The sequence below is a fragment of the Jeotgalibaca sp. MA1X17-3 genome (genome assembly GCF_021513155.1).
Lineage (GTDB): Bacteria > Bacillota > Bacilli > Lactobacillales > Aerococcaceae > Jeotgalibaca.
Window position 1 is genome coordinate 22230 of sequence record NZ_CP090984.1, and the last position, 19919, is coordinate 42148.

Sequence of the window (19919 nt, forward strand, 5' to 3'; positions counted from 1 at the left end):
TGGTACTATTTATTCAATAACTAACTAAAACAGCTTAAAAGACGTTTTTAGGCTGTTTAACGAAAGGAGGCTTTTCTATGTCCGCATTACCCTATGCCTTATTATTGGAAGTGTCTGATGATCATGAAGTCCTTGTATACAGTGCTAATACAGATAAAGAGTATACATTTATCGTTACACCAGAACACGCAGATATTTATAGAGCTATGTTAGAAGATGACGAAGAATCGCTATTAGAGTTTGACGAAGAAACAGAACAATTGATATCTCTTGACGAATAGGAGGGAATCCTGAATGGTTTTTCAAGCACAAACAAAAGTGGATAAAGAAAAAAAATCAAGAAATTAACTGATGATATGAACGAATCAATTAAACAGTATAAAACCGATCCAAAAGACGAAATGGAACTACTCGAAAGTTTATCTAAATTTAAAGACTATTCTACAAAAAATACAATTCTTATAAAATCGCAATATAAAGGGGCTTATGGAGTCGCTTCTTATAAAGATTTTCAAAAGCTAGGGTATCAAGTTCAAAAAGGCGAAAAATCTATATCCATTTTAGCACCCTCTATGCAAAAGTTATTTGAAGATGAAAATGGAGCAAGTAAACCTTTAAAATATGCGACAAAAGAGCAAAAAGAAAAAATTAAAAGGGGCATATTGAAAAAATTTGATAAGATGACAAAGTTTATTCCTGTTCCTGTTTTTGATGTTACCCAAACCAATTGTCCGCCAGAAGATTACGCAAAACTCTATCCCAACAAACCTGAAAATTTCAATTTTGAAGGGACAGAAGAAGAATTTGAAACATTCCATCAAGCCTTGCATAGCTATGCAAAAGAGCAAGGATTGTCCGTTGAAAGTGGAAAAACAGACAGTGCTGCGAAAGGGTATTATGTACCGTCCACGAATGAAATTGTGTTACGAGATACTTTACTACCTCATGAGAAAGTCAAAGTGTTGTTACATGAACTAGCACACGCAGATATGCACAATTATTCTAAAATGGTGACGAAAGATAGTAAAATGCAAACGTCAAACGTGGTAGAATATCAAGCGGAAATGACCGCTTATGTAGTCAGCAAAACCTTTGGGTTAGATTCAGAAGATTACTCCACTAGTTATTTAGCAGGGTGGACGAAACGAGAGGTAGAGAACCCTGTTTACATTCAATCTTTACAAGAAGTAAAAGACGTTTCTTTGAGCATGATTGATAAAATTGTAGAGAAATATAATGACCGAACTCAACAAGTAGAGTTGTCCGTAGAAGAAACCATTGCAACAAAATTAAATTTTTTAACAGATAAAAAAGGCACAAATCATTTTTCAGAACTGAAAGATGAACCGTTGATTTGTACGGGAATTGAAAAAGTAAAAAGCGCAAAATGGTTTGCTGATTACCATATAAAATTAGAAGATAAAAATGGTAACAGTTTTAATTATCATATTCGTTCAGAAAAAAGTAAAAAAGAACTCAATCAAGAATGGTCTAAAGAATGGACTGGAAAAGAGTGGTTAAATCAAGATATTAAAACGGAAGTTTTAAAGCGGAAACCTACTTTAGTTATTGACAATCCTATTCCAGAACATACAGAAAATATGGAACCACTTTCTAGTTATGCGCAAGAACAAAAAGCACCACAGATTCCTATGTAAATCAAAAAAATAATACACGAAGAGAACTATCTCTCTTCATGTATTATTTTTTTTACAACAGGAGCCACTTTTTTTAAAAGAACTTCCGTTTCTTCCACGTTCAATTCCTTAATATCAAAAAAAACTTCCAGCATTGCCCCTTTTTTTATTAAGTTGTGGGTTCGCATTTTTCTTTGCTTTTGATTTTCTCTTGTCATTTCTCTTTGTAGACGGTTTACTTCTTGTTGCTTTTTTTTGATGTTGAAATTATCCACGAGAACCACATTCCTTATAATGTGTTATTTGAATCCATGCTAGAATATTGGCTTGACCGATCACTTGCATTTGTACTCTCTTGATTGGTATTTTTTTCTTCTTCACTTAGAACATTAGAAATGCTTTCAGGTAATTTTTCTTTTATTTTTTTACTACTTCTTTAATCTCTTTCTTGGAAGATAAGTCATCATACTCTATCCCTAACTCTTTAATCATTGTTTCTCCAAACGTACGGTCAATGTTCTTTTTTACTTCCTCAATCTCTTGTTCTAATTTTTTGATTTGTTCCTTTTGTTTTTGAATGTTCTTGATTGTACTCACTTGAACTTCCCCCTTTTATTTACCTTATGTTCATTATACCATTAAAATATTGTCGAATGAATAGAAAGATGGTAAAATAGGAATTAAGTAAAGGGCGCACTTATACATCATCATAAATGTTGATGTAATTGCTTAAAGAATGTGTGAAAAATGCTTTGCATTTAAAAAATTCGCTACGCTCATGTAGAAGGAAAGGAGAACTCTATACTATGGCTATCTATCATCTAAGTGCTACAACTATTTCAAGAGGAAAAGGACAATCTGCGACTGCCAGTGCTTCTTATAGAAGTGGCGAAAGATTATATAGTGAACGGTATGGAGAATCGAATTTCTATGTAAGAGAAATGAAACCAGAAACTTTTATTTTAAAACCTGAACATGCGCCTGAATGGTGTTTGAATCGTGAAAAATTATGGAATGAAGTTGAAAAAGTAGAAACATATAAAACTTCACAACTAGCTAGAGAATTTAATATTGCCTTACCAATAGAGTTATCAAAAGAGGAACAATTAAAATTAACAAAAGAATATGTTCAAACGAATTTTGTTGATAAAGGAATGGTAGCTGATGTTTCTATTCATAGAGATGATAGAGGCAATCCACACTTCCATGTTATGTTAACAACGCGTCCATTTAATCAAGATGGAACGTGGGGGAATAAATCTAAAATTATTTATATCTTAGATGAACAAGGAGAAAAACAAAAAACGAAAGCAGGAAATATTCGGTCAAGAAAAGATAATTTTACTGACTGGGACGATAAGAAAAACATGAAATCATGGAGAGAAAATTGGGCTACTCTAACGAATATGTATTTAGAACAAGCAGGTAGCAAAGAACGTATTTCTGAAAAAAGTTACATGGAGTTAGGAGAAGAAAAAAAGCAACGATTCATGAAGGATATGTTGCTAGAGAAATGGAAAAACGAGGAGAAGTCAGCGAACGTGTAGAACAAAACAGACAAATAAAAAAAGAAAATTATAATAGACAAAAAGAAAATTCTACTACAACTATTCACGTTATTATGAATCCTTTGTCACCTAAAGAAAAAGGAGAATTGAAAGTCATTGCTAAGAATCTAAAAGTATTTGTCAACTATGATAATCTGATTGATAAAGAAAGAATGATAAAAAATTGGCAACGTACAGAAGCTATCAATAAAATTATTAGACCGGATAACTTTGATTCTTCTGTTATAGATAAAATAGAATTTACAAAAGAAAATGTGGAAAGAGGAAAAGAGATTTTAGAAAAACAATATCTACGAATATTTGAAAAATATTATCCAGAACTTATTGACCATCATTTTTCAAAATATACTCAAATGAATATCGCAAAACGGTCATTAGAAGTAGATCAAGTTTTAGAAATGGAAGAAGTTGTTTCGATTCTAAGTGAATCTAGAGATAATGAAGTTAAGGATCTATTAAAAACCATTTCAAAAAATCCATATGTGAAACCATCTATCGAATACAACCGAGCAATCGTAGTCGCTACTAAAAAATTAGATGAATTTTATAAAGAAAATAATGTCCATCAAGATACCGTTCAGAACTTATCAGAGGATAAAAAAGAAGAATTTAAAAAGTTATATAGTTATCAAGATTTACAATTAAATACGAAAGAACTTATGTCTACTTATTATAATCAAACGATTTTTTCCTCTTATCCAACAGCCGATTTATCGGAACTTAACTTTGGAGAAAGAGAAGAATTATCCAAAGCGATTCATTATTATGGAAATACTTTATCCTATACAAAATTGGTTGAAGCAAGCCAAGAAAAATTCATTAGTAAGTATACAACCTACGACCAAAAAATTGGACTACACTTTATCCATAAGCTAGAGAATGGGTCATTTACTCAAGAGGATAGGCAAGCCTTAGAAAGTGATTATCATCAGAAAGAAATTTTTGATACGGTATCAAACGAAGCTACCAAAACACTATTTTTAAATGAAGTAGACCATAATCCAGACCTTTCAGTAGATGGCTCTATGGAACAGGGAGAGGGGATTGGTTCTTCCCCTAGTTTACTAGAGAAGCTTGCAAAGAATGGACATCTATATGATAATCTATTAAGAGCCAGTGAAGACAACGCAAGAAGAAAAGCAGAAAAAATAAATAAAAAAGCACCTCAAGCAATTCAATCGGTTCAAGATAAAAAGAATAAAAAAACAAAAATACGAACACCTCATCTGTAATGGGGAAGGAGAGGAAGCATGAAAAGGAGGGTAGAAGTATCGTTAACAAAAAAAATTATCGAAAGCTGATGGGAAGAATGAATTATTTGGCTTCCAATCGCACGAATATGATTCTTCTAACTATTTTTTTATATCAAGATTCTATATTGTCAGAAGATCAAATCCATGAACAGTTAGAAAAAACAAAAAAAGATAATGAAACGGAAACATTTTATATTATGCTGTCATCGTACATGCAAACGATCTTTAAACACAAAAAGAGATATTTCTTTACGCTTGATGACTATATATCGGCATTTTTAAACGTACTTTTAGAAGAGGAAACATTGGATTGGAAAGAAATTGATAAAAAACAGCCCAAAATAACCTCCATTTATTCCATTGATAAAGACTTAGTTGACTGGTTAGAAAAGTTTTCTGAAAAGACAGGAATTAGCCAAACCACCTTCCTTAATTACTCTTTCATACATTCTCTTTCTTGTGAACCACGTGTAGATCATACAAATAATAAGGTTAGAAAAGGAGTCTATTTAACTCAATCGAACATGGAATGTTTGAAAGATATTGAAACAGCTAAAAGATCCACTATCATTGAACAACAGATCAAAGCTTTAAGAACCTTTCTAAAATAGATAAGCTTACGAGAATTAAAGGTACTACATGTTCGTTATCCCTTGATTCTGAAAGCTTTTTTCTTTATACTTTAATTATAATAAATGGAAATTAAAGACATTTTTTATAATATACTTAGAAAGGAAGTGAAAAAATATGTTGGAAAGATTCAAAGATGGGGTTACAGTGTCCTATGAGAAAGGGGAATCAAAAGAAAAAAGAAACGAAAAACGACACAAAGCGATTCGTGAACAACTTTCTACAAGTTTTTCTCTCCACAAAGATCCCTTCCTTTCCTATCTACACGAACATAACCTGGATAAAGGAAATGAAGAAGCAATAGAAACAATAAAGACCATAGATTTTTCAAGAGCCAATCCAAGAAATAACTCGTTTATCAATGAGTTAGCATTTGCAGGACAAGGAATCACAGAAGGCTTTTTAGAATGTTTTTCGATTGAACGAGATACAGCAGTAGAGAAATACGAAGATCAATTACAGGTCATCGAAAAAAAAGAAGAAGGCGAACAGCCCGTTTTTTATGTAGGAACATTTTTAAGAGACAAGTTGGTTCGAGTATCGGACTATGAACCGTCCAGAGGAGAGTTAGACCAAAAATTAAACCACTACCAAAAAGACCAACTAGCAAACCAACAACAACAGCAACCACTAGAAAAAGAACGAATGCAACAACAAACGAGAACGTTGACAAGAAGAAGGGAAGATGAATCATGAAATTCAATAAAAAATTAGTAGGGTATATTTCGGCCATTTCAACACTAGCTGCTTTCAGTGTTCCAGAAAGAATCGCTTATGCGACAGGAGCAGGTGAAATTCAATCCCGGTTAACAGAAGTAGGCAATACCGTTCAAACGCTTCTGACAGGCCTAATTGTCATTGTAGGGATCTGTGTTGCCTTGTTTGTCATTATCAAACGAATGCCCAGTGCGGATGACCCTCAAGAAAAGAACGAAGTCTACAAAGCCGTTGGACGTGTTTTAGGATTGGTTGCCATTGGGGCTGCGATTGTTTGGATCGTTCCTTGGGTCTATGGTTTATTCCAATAAAGACAGTTATCACTCAAAGGTAAGGGGAGACTATCATGCCAGATAAGAAGAAAACGGAAGCAAAGACTTTTATATTCCCTGAAAACGTTGATTCTTCCTATGGCGTTTTCTTAGGGTTATCTCTCAAAGAAATTAGTTTATATGTTGTTCCTACTGTAGCGGTTGGATTGCTCTTTATTTTTATTCCACCGCACAGCTTTACGTTCGTAGTAAGCAAAGTCATTCTCGTTATTTTTATTTTAACCATTGTCTTAGCTGTTCTTTCTTCTAAACCGGTCCACTATCGAAGTAATGTGAAACTAACGGACTACATCAAGATGAAAAGCAACTATGGGAAGCGACAACATTTATTCTTTAAAGAAAAACGGAAAAGAAGATGAAGAAGAAAGGAGGACGATATGATGGCAATGAAACGACCCCAAGCAAAAAAAGCAGATGATTTAGCGTATACGTATACCCCACGAAAGATAAATAGTGGCACACAAACGATCACGGATATGAGTTTGATACAAGCAATTTATAAAAGCTTTCTAGTAACGAAATCAGGCTACCTAGTAGCGATTATTGAAACATCCGGTATAAACCTTGAGCTATTGAACGAGGAAGAGCAGACAGATGTTTTTGACACGTATAATACCTTTCTCATGACCACGTTAGGAGATTCTTCCAACGAACAACAACAGTACCTTGATATGACGATTCCCGTTGATGTAGATGATTACCTATTAAGTTACAAAAAGCGGTATTTACAAGAAAAAGACAAAGAGAATAGTAATCGTGAACGTGCGAAGTTGATTGCTTCTTACATTGACGATCTTTCTGTAAAAATGCAGGCACAAGAAATGAGTACCAAGAAACATTTATTGGTCGTGAAACAGCCGATCAAAAATAAAACGTATCTCTCTTTAAACAAAGCAAGCGTAGATTTAGACGACAAAGTTACCCAGACCATCAATCGACTAGAAAATGCGTTTGATGGCTATGATTTACAAGCGAATAAGCTTCATAGTGACGAAGTACTCGCTGTTTTAAAAAACTTGGTCAACTTTTCAGGACACTAAAAAAGGAGGGATGGTATGTTCTTATTTCCAAAGAAAAAAGAAGAAAAAAATGAGCGAGAAGAAAATGAATTTGGAGTAGAGCGACCAGAAGATTTGAGCAGCTTAGATGATTTTTTAGACACAAACGCCATTCAAAGTATTTATCCGTTCAGTTGGGAAGAGTTTTCAGACCACATTGAAAGTGGCGATAACTACATTAAAGTGCTAGCGATTATTGACTATCCGAAAATGAAAAAAGGGAATTGGCTTTCCGAACTGAAACGAAAAAAGGGAAATATTACCATCATACAAGATTTTGAAAGTAGCAATGCCCGGCAAATGGTGGAGTACTATAACAAAACGATTAAGAATAAAGAAGCAGAAATCCTAGACGTCTATGATCCCTTGAAAAAGAAAAAGCTTCAACAAGCGATTCAAACCGCTAATATGCAGTTGAACAAATATTTAGATAGTGAAGTGACCTACCTGTACCAACACATGTATGTTTTTTTACAAGGAGAAAGTTTGGAAGAACTGAACGCTCTAACCGACAGCGTAGAAAATACGCTCTCTAAACTACAATTAAAGTATATGAATCCTATTAAAGCGCAGTATCAAGCGTTTTGGTCCGCCATGCCGATTGGAGAAAATCTTTTATCGGATTACACGTTCAAACAGTCGAATACAGAAGTGGCCAGTAGTGTTTTTCCGTTTGATGATGCCGAAGTGTTGGAACTCACTCCGCATTGCGATATTGAAGGAATCAATAAAGATACCAACAGCCTCATTGCGATTGATTATTTAGATGAACGAACGGTACTGAATCAAAATATGGTGGTGATTGGAACGAGCGGAGTAGGGAAAACTACCTATATGAAACAGAAAATCTTACGCTACATTGCCAAAGGCGTGAAAGTTTTTATCATTGACCCAGAGAATGAATATACAGAAATCGTAGAACGGTTCGGCGGTCAAGTCGTTCACTTAAGTAGTAATTCCCCAACAAAAATCAATCCGTTAGAAGTGTATTCAGAAGAACTAGATACAGACCAAAGGGTCAATATGGAACTATTAATCAAAGACAAAATTCAACGAGTAAAAGGTTTCTTTCAAATTTTGAAACCGGACTTATCAAAAGTAGAAAAAAGTATTTTAGATTATGTGTTACGGGATTGTTATCGAAATAGTGGCGTATTAGCGTATCGAAGCATTACAGAGATTCACCATGAGCAGTGGCCTATTCTGTCTGACGTGTATAAACAAATGGAACGAATGAAAGTGAGTACAGAAGATCACGAACGGTTCGAAATCATTAGAGATTTTTATTTTATCTTAGATAGCTATGTGAATGGTTCTACCACTCTTTTTAATGGACACACCAATATAGATGTGCAAACAGAGGTACTATCGTTTGACTTAAAAGCCTTACAGAATGAAGCGGATATTCAAGGCGCAGCCTATCTCAATACGTTTAGTTTTTTGTGGGACGAAATCACAAAAAATAAAACCGAAAATATTAAATTGTTTGTCGATGAGTTTCATTTCCTCACACAAAATCCTGACGCTTCTAGTTTTTTCTATCAAGCGTACAAGCGGTTTCGAAAATACAATGCAGGAGCCATTGCAGGCACCCAGCAAATTCAAGATGTGTTAGATGGAACCATGGAAAACGGGAAAAATGTAGGCGAAGCGATTATCGGGAATAGTTATACTAAGTTGTTCTTTGGGCTAGACAGTAAAGGGTTAGATGATATTGAACAAAAATTAAGAATTACCTTTTCCAAAAAAGAACGAAAATTGTTAGAAAAGAAAAAACAAGGAGAAGCCTTGATTATAAACGGTTCAAAACGAGCTTTTATGAAAGTATCTCTTTCCCAAGAAGAACTACGACTGATTGACCCTAAACAGTACTACGAACGGTACGCAGAAAGTATACCCAACTATGAAGAACGAATTAAAATGACTGCCATTGAAGAAGAAGAAGCACGTTCCTTCCAGTTTTAAAAAGGAGATGGATAGAATGAAAAAGAATTTTAAAGTATACGCATTTGAGTTTGGAACCGTTATAGAAGAAGAAAACCAAGTAAAAATCGAAATGGAACACTCCCTATTCACTCCCGATATAGAAAAAGAAAGAACGAATCTTCCGACGAAAGAAGATCCGCTCTTTCTAAAACTGGGGAATGTCCAGGAATCAGAAGCTAGTTTCTCTTTTCTTTATGAAAAAAGTAGCCAACTAAAAAACCTGACACAAATTAAAACCGAAGCATACCCTGTCAAGTTGTCCATTGCACAGGAAATACTAGAACAGGATATACAAGACCAGTATACCAGATCGGACCTTTATATTTCATTGAATCCTTCCACTATTTACTATCACCCCATGCAAACCATTCGTTACACGTATGTAGCCAATCGCTTTATGCCAAAAGATACCCATACTAGTATGGAACGTTATCGAGCATTGATTGTCAGCTTACTAAGTGATCTTCCTTATGAGAAATGTCTGAACAGTCCGAAAGATGTTCGTAAAGAAGGAAATGAATTAATCAAAGAACTCTACCAACAACCGACTGTCCCAGACTTACTCGCTTTGATTAAACAGAGCAATGATTTTATTACGTATGGCTATATCGAGAATCGAAAAAAATCAGAAAATAAAATTAAACGGAACTATCGGTACTGGTTAGGGGGAGTGATTGCTCTTTCTTTAGTAGGGTTTAGCTTGTTAGGGGTTCGAGTAAGCGGACAAGCCACACAATTAACCGCCAACTACCACCAACAGCTTGATAAAAAAGATACCTTGTTACAAGCGAATGAACAGTTTTACAAGGGAAACTACAACAAAGCAGTAGGCTTGTACGAAAAAATCGACTATGACAAAAAACAGCTAGCAACCGACCTAATCGAGAAAGAACAGTATCAGCAAGCGTTGACGGTTGACCCAACGTCTCTTGAATCTGTCATTGAAAACTTGTATGAACGAGAACAAAAAGAAACCCTCTTAGATTTAAACGGTAAAAAAGCTAAATGAAAAACAACAAGCTAAACTAGAAGATGAAAAAGGGATTGTGAAGGGCGATCCAAACGCTATGCTACATACTTTAAATTTTTTGAAAGATGAACAAACAGCGATCCGATTAGCTCGTGCTTTTCTTGAAGGGGGCGACTTAACCAACGCTAAAAAAGTAGCTGAAAAATACCCTCAAAACAAGGAAATGAGCGAAATTATTACGATAGCTGAATCAGAAAAAGAAAACCACGAACAAGAACAAGCAGACTTACAAAAGCAAATCGACGAGAAGCAGAAAAAAATAGATGAATCAAAAGACCAAAAAGAAAAAGAAACCCTTCAAAAAGAACTACAAGACTTGAAAGAAAACAAGGAATAAGGAGGGAACGTCTATGAAAAAAGGTTTTTTTATACGATATATAAAACCTATTGTAGTCGTGGTAATCGGTCTACTCGTTCTAATCGGCTTGTCCGTAGCTTTTTTCCAGAAAGAAGAAAAAGAGCAAAGTGCTTTGGGAAGGTACGGAGCAGGTCAAATCCCACAAGCAGTCCTGCAATATCAACCTCTTATCGAAGAAGAACTAAAAAAATATGGGTTAGAAGAACATATCCATGTTCTCTTAGCGATTACGACCCAAGAAAGCGGTGGGGTTGGTTCTCTTGATGTGATGCAATCAAGCGAGAGTTTAGGGCTTCCCCCCAATACGATACAAGACCCTCTCTATTCCATTGAGGTAGGGGTTAAATACTTTGCGGAAGTCATGGCAGAAGCGGAACAATCAAACGTAGATACCGATACAGCCATTCAAGCTTACAATATGGGGAATGGGTTCATTCCTTTTGTAGCAGAAAATGGGGGCGTATTTACAACCGAATTAGCACAACAATTTTCTAATCAGATGAAAGCTAAAACAGGGTGGATTGTATATGGAGACCCTAATTATGTTGCAAACGTAAAACAGTATATGGGTTCATCAGAAGGAACTACCGTAGTTGTAACAGGAGAATTAGCAGACTTTCAAAAGATGTTCGAACAATACGAAGGTATGCCCTATGTGTTTGGAGGAGCCAGTCCTTCTACCTCTTTTGATTGTAGCGGATTGTGGTACTACTTATTTCCAAAAATTGGGGTAAACGTACCACGAACCGCCCAAGCACAATATGATTTTTCTAAAAAAGTAACCGAAGATGAACTACAAGCAGGAGATCTAGTTTTCTTTCACAGTACCTATGATTCGCCTGACTATATCACTCATGTAGGTATGTATATGGGAAATGGCCTGATGTTCAATGCAGGCGACCCTTTAAAGTATGCAGATATTCATAGTACGTATTGGGAACCGCATATTGCAGGATATGGACGAATCGTAGATTTTAAAGCGTAGCAAAGGAGAGTACCAGATGAAAAAAACAATTATGATGATTAGTGAAGCTGTTTTACTACTATTAGCGGTTATTTCCTTGTTTGGTTTATATCAAGATAATCAAACGAAAGCAGATACCATTCAAGCATACGAAACAGAAATTACAGACTTGAAGCATACTCTTGACCTACAAGAGAACGGAAATAATACAACAGAAATAGCCGAGAAAACAAAATTTATTAATTCCGCTTTTTCTTATTACTTAAATTACAACGAAGATAACTACCAATCACGTTTTGAAGAAATAGAAAAATACTTTTCTTTAGATGTGATTAATAAATTAAGTGGAGCAGGGGCAAGTGAACAACCGACTGTACCGATTAAAAGTAGTGCTAGAAACTATGTAACCTATGTGAACCCTGCCGAACCGAACTCGTTTGTTCATGTAACAGATATTCTCTATCAAGTCGCAGATAACGAACCCACTACCTTTAAAAATGTTTTCATCATTCATTTAACCGAACGAGAAAACGAATATGTGATTGACAATGTTGATGTATTTAGTGGAACACCCACCAATGAATAAAGGGGAGGTACAAAGATGAATACGAAAAGTAAAGCTTTGCTAAAAAAAATGAGTTGGATCATCGTTTCTTTTCTTCTACTAGAAGCAATCATCATTACCGCATTAGTGGGATTGAATACCTTGTCTCAATATAAGTTAGATATAACGAGTACCGTACTTTTAGAGAATATTACCAACACCTTTACGCATTTAGGAACCTTTATCAAAAGTAATTGGGAAGAAAAGAACCCCTTTCTTATTATTGGAACGATTGTGGCTCTTGTTTATTCTCTGTATGCGAACAGCAAAAGCAATTCCAAGAAAGAGGGGTGGGAAACAGAAGAAAGCAATACCTATCATGGTTCTGCACGTTGGGGAACATTAAAAGAGTTGTTTCAGACCTCTAATTTTTTTAAAAAATCAAAAGAAAGTATTCAAACTGATTTTAAAAACTCTCTCACAAAGGAGGAACACTCATGACAGGAACGATTTTAGGTTTTGTAAAAAACGACTATATTATTCAGCCAACCGATAGCAAACCCAATCGTAATATTATGGTGGTAGGGGGTCCCGGTTCTTATAAGACACAGGGCTTTGTGATTACCAACGTTTTAAACGAAACAGAAAATAGTATTGTCGTAACCGACCCGAAAGGAGAAGTATACGAACATACAGCAGAATTTAAAAGACGACAAGGTTATGATGTTCATGTGATTAATTTCAGTAAAATGGAACAATCAGACCGCTACAATCCCATTGACTATGTTACAAGTGATCTAGACGCAACCAATGTTGCTACAAAGATTGTAGATAGTTCTAATAAGGACGGTAAAAAGGATATTTGGTACTACTCGCAACGTTCCTTACTCTCTGCCCTAATCTTATATGTAAAGTACGAATTAGCACCAGAGAATCGAAATATGGCGGGGTTAGTTGATTTCTTGCAATCCACAAATGAAGCACAATCAGACGATAAAGAAAGTGAACTAGACCTTGTTTTTTCTTCTCTTCGATTAGACCACCCTGCAAAACGGTTGTACGAATTAGGGTATAAAAAATCTCGTGGCGATATGAAAGGGAGTATTATTGTTTCTTTACTCACAACCATTTCTAACTATATCAATCAAACCGTTTCAAACTTTACCAGTTTCAGTGATTTTAACTTACAAGAAATCGGAAGAAAGAAAACCATGTTATATGTCATCATTCCTGTCATGGACACGAGTTGGGAAGGGTTAACCAACATTTTTTTCTCCCAGATATTCGATCAGCTCTATGAATTAGCTTCTGAACAACATTCCAAGTTGCCTGTATCGGTTGATTTTATCCTTGATGAATTTGTCAACTTAGGAACGTTTACCAATTATGAAGAGTTTTTAGCGACTTGTCGGGGCTATGGCATTGGAGTAGCAACAATTATTCAAAGTCTTACACAGCTACAAGATAAGTACAATAAAGAGAAAGCCGAAAGTATCTTAGGGAACTGTTCGATCAAAATTTGTATGAACGCTGCGAATAATACGACCGCTAAATATTTTTCTGAATTGTTAGATAAAGCGACTGTAAAAGTTGCGACCAGTAATAAAAGTGCTTCTAAAAACTCAAAACAAGAAGGCAGTAGTACTAGTCATTCAGATAATGAAGGATATTCTGGTCGTGATTTAATGACCGCAGGCGAAATAACCAGTATGCCAGATGATACACAAATCATTGTGTTTTCTAATCTTCCCCCTATCAAGACAAAAAAAGCTTTTCAGTTTGATCTATTCCCTCAACCAAAAGAGTTATTAAACCAGTCTGACTATGAAAAAAATACCAATCCAAAGCAACTAGAACGGTTAGAAAAACTAACGGAAGAATTTAACCAAGCAAGTGAAAAAAAGGAAAAAGAAAAACAAGACCGAATAAAAGAAAAACAGAAACAAGATAAAATAGCAAAAGAGAAAAAAGAAGAAGAAGAAAAAAAGAACAAGAAAGAAATAAACAAGAAGCTCTTAAAAGTTCATTCGCAGAGTATGGAGAGGCAAAAGAAGAATAGAAAGGAAAAAAACACATGGACAAAATAGGCGAAAAAGTATTAAGTATGTTCACAACGTGGCTAAAGGAATTAGTTGAGATGTTTTCTAATTTCTTACAACATGTACTATTCAATTATGACGGTTTAGGCGGCTATGCGTTGAAAGCTTATAATCTTTTTGTTTTTTTCGGTGGTATAATGTTGGTTGCGGTTTGTTTGGGAAAAGTCATTACACAATTACTTTCAGAAGCAGAAGGAAGTCAAGAAGCAAATATTTGGTGGACACTTGTTCAGTCCGTTAAAGCAGGTGGACTATTGGTATTGATGCCTTTAGTTATTTCACTAAGCATGAATTATGTTGTGAAACCGTTTGGAAACTACTTTATTGAAAATATGGGTGTTGTAAGTATAGATCAAGTGGATAAATTAATGGAATCAGAAAATTTTGTTCAAGTGTTTAATTCTACTATGAGTGTTGTTTTAGTTTGGGTTTTTATATTGATTGTTTTAGGCTTCTTTGTTATTAAAACAGTCATTACATTAGCACAAATAACTATGGACGAAATCATATCGCCTTTATGTGCTATATCAATTGTAACCGATAATTTTAACTTCATGGATAATTGGTGGAGAGATATTCTTTCCCACGTAGTTACGTTGATTACGTTATGTTTGTCTATGTTACTATTTACAGAAGCATTAGCATTAAGTGGCGATACGTTATGGACAAAACTTCCAGCAATGATTGGTTCAGGGGCATTGGTTATCAGTGGTCCGTCCATTGTTAAAAGTATTTGGTATTCAAGTGGAGCAGGGCGTAGCGGTATGGGAATGGCACGAACAGTAGTAAATTATGCCATGTATAAGTCAAGATAGAGAAGGAATGAGTAACGTGAAAAAAATAATTCTTAGTGTTTTAAGTTTGATTGTTCTTATAACGTTAAGCGGTTGTCAAGATAAATTCGACCCGCAAACAGCTATTCAAGATAGTAGAACAACACTTAATGAATTTTTGGGTACATTTGATAAAAAGGAAAAAGTTCTAGAAACTTATACTGAAAAAGAAGTAACTAATTTTTTTGAGAAAGAACAACAAAAATACTTCTCAGAAAACTTCAAACAAAATATTTTACCTTACAAATTAGAAGAATTAGAATTTGATATTGAAAAAGACTACTTAAAAATAGGTAAACATTTTCTGTTTTTAGCAGTTACAAATGATGAAAACGGAGTATTTTGGAATAAGATGATAATAAAAGACGATGAGCTAGATACTGAAAAAGAAACGGTAACTTTCTATATAAGTTCAGAATCTCCAAGTCGACCAAGTGGCTATATTGAAATGATAAAAGAAAATGGTACATGGAAAATTAATAATATTTTAGAATTATAAACCAACTATTCAAAGGAATAGACAACAAAGTAAAAATAACAGTGTACTAAAAGTCTAAATGAAAAAAATGTAGAGCCAGAAATAAAAGACAAAACTTTAAAAAAAGATGACTAGAAACATTTGTTGATTATCATGTAACCGATATAAAAAGCGGAGAAGTATATCTATCTGAAGATAGTCAAAACAAAGATGTCATGTCACTTTTTCAATCTTTTGAAAAAGAAGATATTGAACGAACTAATTGGAAATTATTGAAATTGTATCAAACGGAACGAGTAGAGTATATGGGCTAGAACATTCATCTGATTATGATATTGTCTATATGGAAATAACCTGTAAAGATGAAATCTTGCCCTATTAATTTAAAAATCATGGTGTAGATGAATACAGAAAGTTTGTTGCAAGGTCAATAAAAGAAGCAATCAAGTTATAGGAAACATTCTATCAGCCAATAGTAGAACTATATTAGTACCGCAACGTACAAGCTTCTTATAAAGGTAATCATAAACCAAAATACGTGAAGTACCCTTATATATGAGTAGATAAAAGAGTAGGAGCAGCAATCAATCAATAGATTGTAGCTTCTACTCTTTTTTTGTTCTTTAAAAACAAAGGCTACGGTCAAGAGCCTAAAATTTCAAACCCTTTTTTGACTCGTCCACTCCTCGACTTCTTTTTGATTCCGTTCATTTTTAGTGTACAAAGCCCTTTGCTGAAACAAATTATAGAGCGGAAATTTTGTCGAATTGTTTGAATTTTTATTTTGCCAACTTTTTAATGATCCCACATTATAGCTTGTTGAAAAGATACCTCCTCTCAAATAATGGATACTTGATTTCATTTAATATGTTATGTAATCGTGTGTTGAAAAGCAAAATTAAAAGATAATCCAATAGGTATGGGGTTCTAAATACATGATTCTATGTCAAATAGTGAATCCTAAAATGAAGGTGAGTTTACCACAATAAGAACTGAGCTTTGGGGTCTTAACTCCTTTCATGTTATAATTTAAAGATTAGTTAAAAATAAATAAAAGAGCGTTAAAAGGAGTTTGTTATGGATACGACGATTATTTTACTAGCAGTGAGCGCTGTTTTTTTAGGCACCTTAATGCGAGCTGTTTTTGGTTTCGGCGATTCAGTTGTGAGTATGCCTTTGTTAGCATTATTACCGATGGATTTAAAAACATCGATCGCTTTAGTTGGATTAACTGGCTTTTCTGTTGCTATCTTAGCCATTTTATCCGGTTGGGAAAATGTTGATCGAGGAGTTCTTAAACAACTTTCTATGGGTACGCTAGTTGGGATTCCTATTGGTTTACTATTAGTTACCTTTGCATCGCAGTCTATTATTACTCTCATTTTAGGAATCTTTCTTGTTTTCTATGGAATTTATTCACTGACAAAAGCGAAAACAGGAGAACTCCAAGAATCTTCATGGGTAAATCGACCAATATGGGCAAATTTTTTGGTTTTTTGGCGGGAACACTCGGAAGTGCCTATAATATGAATGGCATACCAATTGTTGTTTACGGTACGATGCGGGATTGGAAACCAATTGTTTTTAGAGAGAGTTTGCAAGCTCATTTCTTAATGTCCAGTTCTTTTATTATTTTAGGTCATTTTTTAGGAGGTTTTTGGACAAAAGAATTACTTGTATTATATGTATTCTCTTTACCTTTAACACTCTTTGCTCATTTAATTGGGAAAATTGTTTATGGGAAAATACCTACTCATAAATTCAAACGATATATTTTTATTCTAATTATTTTTCTGGGAATTTCTTTATTAATAAATTAATCTACCAACAGATAACAAACTTAAAATGCATTCGAATTTCAACAAGTGAGTTTATCTTAATGCCATTTGTAACAAACTCGAGAAAACAAGTAAAAGACTGACAAATCAAGGATGTTTTCTCTCTAAGGCACTGTCTAAATCTAATTATCCTTTTTAATCAATAAGATGTACTGTATTGATAGCTACAGCAAGACTACATTTACTATTTTAAGTCAATAGTTGTATATTACTATAAAAATACAATTGATTTCTAAATTTATCTTTGGGAGGACCTTTTAAATTTCATGGCTATATTTTGTTAAAAATAAACTATATTTATCTTGTTTAATACTCCACTGGTCACTATAATATTGATATGCCCCCCGAGGGCATAGTAAAGTAAAGGAAAGAGGAATTATTATGTCACATTCATCTGAACACAGAACAAAAAACTTAGTAACAAGATTAAATCGAATTGAAGGCCAAGTTTCAGGTATTAAAAGAATGATTATAGATGAAAAAGATTATGCCGAGGTGATCATTCAATTGAATTCCACCAAGTCAGCTATTCAAAAGATTAGTCAAATCTTATTAGAAGCTCAAGCCGATCATGCCTTAATCCATGTGAGTGAAGGTGCAACATTAAAAGAGGAAATGGAAAAACTACAACGAGTCATAACTCAATACAACAAAGTAAACTAGGTGAATTGAATGGAGAAAACTCTTAAGAGGAAAATTTATAATTTAGCTGTACCAGCAACAGTAGAAAATATACTCCAAACACTCGTTGGTTTTATAGATACCTTAATGATTTCTAGACTTGGGCTTGCTGTGGTCACAGGTGTGGGGGTAGCAAATACCATTTTAAATGTATATTTAGCTATATTTATCGCAATCGGTATAGGAACTTCATCTTTAATTGCTCAAAAGTTAGGAGCAAAACAGTTTGAAGATGCTCAAACTGTTGCCCGACAATCAACGATGATGGCGATTTTAATTGGAATATTATTTGGTGCAATTACCATTTTGTTTGGAAAACCTATATTATCTGTAATGGGTGCGAGCAATGATGTGCTGATCTATTCTACTCAGTTCTTTTTTATTGTAGGCGGCTCCTCACTGTTTATTTCATTAATGACGATCTTCGGTAGTATATTACGTGCTTCAGGAGATACAAAATCACCTATGAAAGTAAGTATCACAACCAATTTACTAAATATTGCTTTAGATTATATTCTTATTTTTGGAATGGGACCTATCCCGGCATTAGGTGTGGTGGGCACCTCTATCGGAACGGTTATGGCAAGAGTTTTAGGATGTCTTTTACTCTACAAAGCTATTAAAAAATCATCCGTGTCTTTTAATCTGAGCTCTATTTTTATAAAAAGTAACTATAATGCGTTGATTAAGCTTTCAATTCCTGCTGGTTTTGAACGATTAGTTATGAGAATTGGACAAGTTGTCTATTTTGGATTAATTATTGCTATTGGTTCAAAAACATTTGCAGCTCACTCAATTGCTGGAAATATTGAAAGTTTTGTATATATGCCAGCATATGGATTAGCAACGGCTGCTACTACATTAGTGGGTAATGCTATTGGAGCTAAAGAATATGGAGAAGCAAAAAAGACAGCTTTCCTAGCAGTCAAATATGGAGTTATTGTTTTAAGCTTATTCGGAGTGGTTCTATTTTGGGGAGCACCTTATTTTGCTTCCTTGTTCACAAAGGACGAATCCGCGATCACTCAAATTATAACTGCGTTACGAATTGACGCTTTTAACCAACCAGGACTGGCGATAAGCTTAGTTCTTACTGGTGCCCTACAAGGAATGGGAGATACAAAAACACCTCTTTACAGTACTGCCTTTGGTATGTGGGGGTTAAGGATAGTGGGAGTGATTATTTTAGGACAGAAATTACAGCTAGGAATTGCAGGAGTTTGGATATCAATAGGAATAGATTTATATATTCGATCTTTATTCCTTATATATGTATTCAATAAAAATATTATTAAGAAAAGTATCCCATCAAATAATATCCCACCATCAAAAAGTTAAATTTTTCTAATAAAAAGTTACAATAAATTTGTACCAAAACAATTGTTTTGGTACGAGTATATACTCGGATCTACACAGGACTAAACAAAAATACTGCTGATCAGAAAAGGTTTTGAATACACGATTCTATACCAATTCGTGTATCCTAAAATAAAAGATGAGTTTGTCACACTAAGAGTGGAGTAAAGCTCAGATATGATAAATGAATCATCAAAAATTGGGAGGTTGTTATATGAAAGATATATCGAGAGAAAATTTTATTTATTCCTGTATCCTTTTTATTTCATTACATAGAAACTTCTCTATTTAAAAATGAAAATGGAGTCAATTTTACATTTTTAGGGATCTTTTTATTTATGATTGTAGCAGGTACAATGACTGCTACAATCAAACTTAACTTTTTTTATAAATATTTTAAGTTTTTTATTATCAATGGTGTTAGAAAACATATTAATGATTCCTCCAAATAAATCTTGATTTAATCCTTTTGGAATAAATTTTGCTATTGTATTTATTAGTATTATCATTTTAATCGGAGCATTAATAATTCGATCATTGGCAAGAAAAATATTTAA

22 protein-coding genes and 1 pseudogene are annotated in these 19919 nt (G+C 34.1%); 21 read left to right on the plus strand and 2 right to left on the minus strand.

The genetic code is table 11. The features are described 5' to 3' along the window. The first annotated feature begins 77 nt into the window (after window positions 1-77). Both LZ578_RS12005 and LZ578_RS12010 read left to right on the plus strand, forming a co-directional pair. Entirely contained in the window at window positions 78-281 is a 204-nt protein-coding gene (locus LZ578_RS12005; RefSeq protein ID WP_235146522.1) for a hypothetical protein, read from the plus strand. A 54-nt stretch (window positions 282-335) separates the two neighbouring features. Beyond that, entirely contained in the window at window positions 336-1658 is a 1323-nt protein-coding gene (locus LZ578_RS12010) for an ArdC-like ssDNA-binding domain-containing protein (RefSeq protein WP_255763992.1), read from the plus strand. Window positions 1659-1684: 26 nt separating this feature from the next. On the opposite strand, the gene LZ578_RS12015 is transcribed toward LZ578_RS12010, so the two are convergent. Beyond that, window positions 1685-1855 (minus strand): hypothetical protein, encoded by a 171-nt coding sequence (locus LZ578_RS12015; RefSeq protein ID WP_235146524.1) that lies wholly within the window; start codon window positions 1853-1855, stop codon window positions 1685-1687. A 199-nt stretch (window positions 1856-2054) separates the two neighbouring features. Next, entirely contained in the window at window positions 2055-2234 is a 180-nt protein-coding gene (locus LZ578_RS12020; protein ID WP_235146525.1) for a hypothetical protein, read from the minus strand. Between the two features lie 209 nt (window positions 2235-2443). On the opposite strand from LZ578_RS12020, the gene mobQ reads away from it, so the two are divergent. From mobQ to LZ578_RS12115, 19 genes and pseudogenes are all read left to right on the plus strand, one after another. Continuing rightward, the gene (mobQ, locus tag LZ578_RS12025; RefSeq protein ID WP_235146526.1) at window positions 2444-3184 is read left to right on the plus strand and encodes a MobQ family relaxase; all 741 of its coding nucleotides are present in this window, start codon (window positions 2444-2446) and stop codon (window positions 3182-3184) included. Further along, the gene (locus LZ578_RS12030; RefSeq protein ID WP_235146527.1) at window positions 3151-4437 is read left to right on the plus strand and encodes a hypothetical protein; all 1287 of its coding nucleotides are present in this window, start codon (window positions 3151-3153) and stop codon (window positions 4435-4437) included. The genes mobQ and LZ578_RS12030 overlap by 34 nt, the downstream gene beginning before the upstream one ends. 77 nt (window positions 4438-4514) lie before the next feature. Continuing rightward, window positions 4515-5069 (plus strand): hypothetical protein, encoded by a 555-nt coding sequence (locus LZ578_RS12035; protein WP_235146528.1) that lies wholly within the window; start codon window positions 4515-4517, stop codon window positions 5067-5069. Between the two features lie 136 nt (window positions 5070-5205). Further along, window positions 5206-5784 carry a hypothetical protein gene (locus LZ578_RS12040; RefSeq protein WP_235146529.1) on the plus strand — a complete coding sequence of 193 codons (579 nt, stop codon included), beginning with the start codon at window positions 5206-5208 and terminating at the stop codon, window positions 5782-5784. Continuing rightward, window positions 5781-6116: a CagC family type IV secretion system protein gene (locus LZ578_RS12045; RefSeq protein ID WP_235146530.1), complete on the plus strand. Its 336-nt coding sequence runs from the start codon at window positions 5781-5783 to the stop codon at window positions 6114-6116. The genes LZ578_RS12040 and LZ578_RS12045 overlap by 4 nt, the downstream gene beginning before the upstream one ends. A 35-nt stretch (window positions 6117-6151) precedes the next feature. Further along, window positions 6152-6496, plus strand: a complete 345-nt coding sequence (locus LZ578_RS12050; RefSeq protein ID WP_235146531.1) for a conjugal transfer protein — start codon at window positions 6152-6154, stop codon at window positions 6494-6496. Between the two features lie 18 nt (window positions 6497-6514). Then, on the plus strand, window positions 6515-7177 hold the full coding sequence (gene trsD, locus LZ578_RS12055; RefSeq protein ID WP_235146532.1) for a TrsD/TraD family conjugative transfer protein: 663 nt from the start codon (window positions 6515-6517) through the stop codon (window positions 7175-7177). Between the two features lie 15 nt (window positions 7178-7192). Further along, on the plus strand, window positions 7193-9160 hold the full coding sequence (locus LZ578_RS12060) for a VirB4 family type IV secretion system protein (protein WP_235146533.1): 1968 nt from the start codon (window positions 7193-7195) through the stop codon (window positions 9158-9160). Between the two features lie 16 nt (window positions 9161-9176). Beyond that, entirely contained in the window at window positions 9177-10190 is a 1014-nt protein-coding gene (locus tag LZ578_RS12065; RefSeq protein ID WP_235146534.1) for a type VII secretion protein EssB/YukC, read from the plus strand. Between the two features lie 58 nt (window positions 10191-10248). Further along, window positions 10249-10548, plus strand: a complete 300-nt coding sequence (locus LZ578_RS12070) for a hypothetical protein (RefSeq protein WP_235146535.1) — start codon at window positions 10249-10251, stop codon at window positions 10546-10548. Between the two features lie 13 nt (window positions 10549-10561). After that, complete coding sequence (locus tag LZ578_RS12075) at window positions 10562-11554, plus strand: bifunctional lytic transglycosylase/C40 family peptidase (protein ID WP_235146536.1); 993 nt, start codon at window positions 10562-10564, stop codon at window positions 11552-11554. Window positions 11555-11570: 16 nt separating this feature from the next. Beyond that, complete coding sequence (locus tag LZ578_RS12080; protein WP_235146537.1) at window positions 11571-12119, plus strand: hypothetical protein; 549 nt, start codon at window positions 11571-11573, stop codon at window positions 12117-12119. Between the two features lie 15 nt (window positions 12120-12134). Next, on the plus strand, window positions 12135-12578 hold the full coding sequence (locus tag LZ578_RS12085; RefSeq protein WP_235146538.1) for a hypothetical protein: 444 nt from the start codon (window positions 12135-12137) through the stop codon (window positions 12576-12578). Next, window positions 12575-14164 carry a VirD4-like conjugal transfer protein, CD1115 family gene (locus LZ578_RS12090; RefSeq protein WP_235146539.1) on the plus strand — a complete coding sequence of 530 codons (1590 nt, stop codon included), beginning with the start codon at window positions 12575-12577 and terminating at the stop codon, window positions 14162-14164. Before LZ578_RS12085 ends, LZ578_RS12090 begins: the two co-directional genes overlap by 4 nt. Further along, window positions 14152-14991, plus strand: coding sequence for a conjugal transfer protein TrbL family protein (locus LZ578_RS12095; protein ID WP_235146540.1), 840 nt, complete (start codon window positions 14152-14154; stop codon window positions 14989-14991). The genes LZ578_RS12090 and LZ578_RS12095 overlap by 13 nt, the downstream gene beginning before the upstream one ends. Window positions 14992-15007: 16 nt before the next feature. Continuing rightward, on the plus strand, window positions 15008-15508 hold the full coding sequence (locus LZ578_RS12100; protein ID WP_235146541.1) for a hypothetical protein: 501 nt from the start codon (window positions 15008-15010) through the stop codon (window positions 15506-15508). 1110 nt (window positions 15509-16618) lie between these two features. Continuing rightward, window positions 16619-17307: pseudogene (locus LZ578_RS12105) on the plus strand (sulfite exporter TauE/SafE family protein). A gap of 399 nt (window positions 17308-17706) precedes the next feature. Then, window positions 17707-17988 (plus strand): metal-sensitive transcriptional regulator, encoded by a 282-nt coding sequence (locus LZ578_RS12110; protein WP_235146542.1) that lies wholly within the window; start codon window positions 17707-17709, stop codon window positions 17986-17988. 9 nt (window positions 17989-17997) lie between these two features. Further along, a complete protein-coding gene (locus LZ578_RS12115; protein WP_235146543.1) occupies window positions 17998-19344 on the plus strand; it encodes an MATE family efflux transporter in 1347 nt (448 codons plus the stop codon). Window positions 19345-19919: the final 575 nt, after the last annotated feature.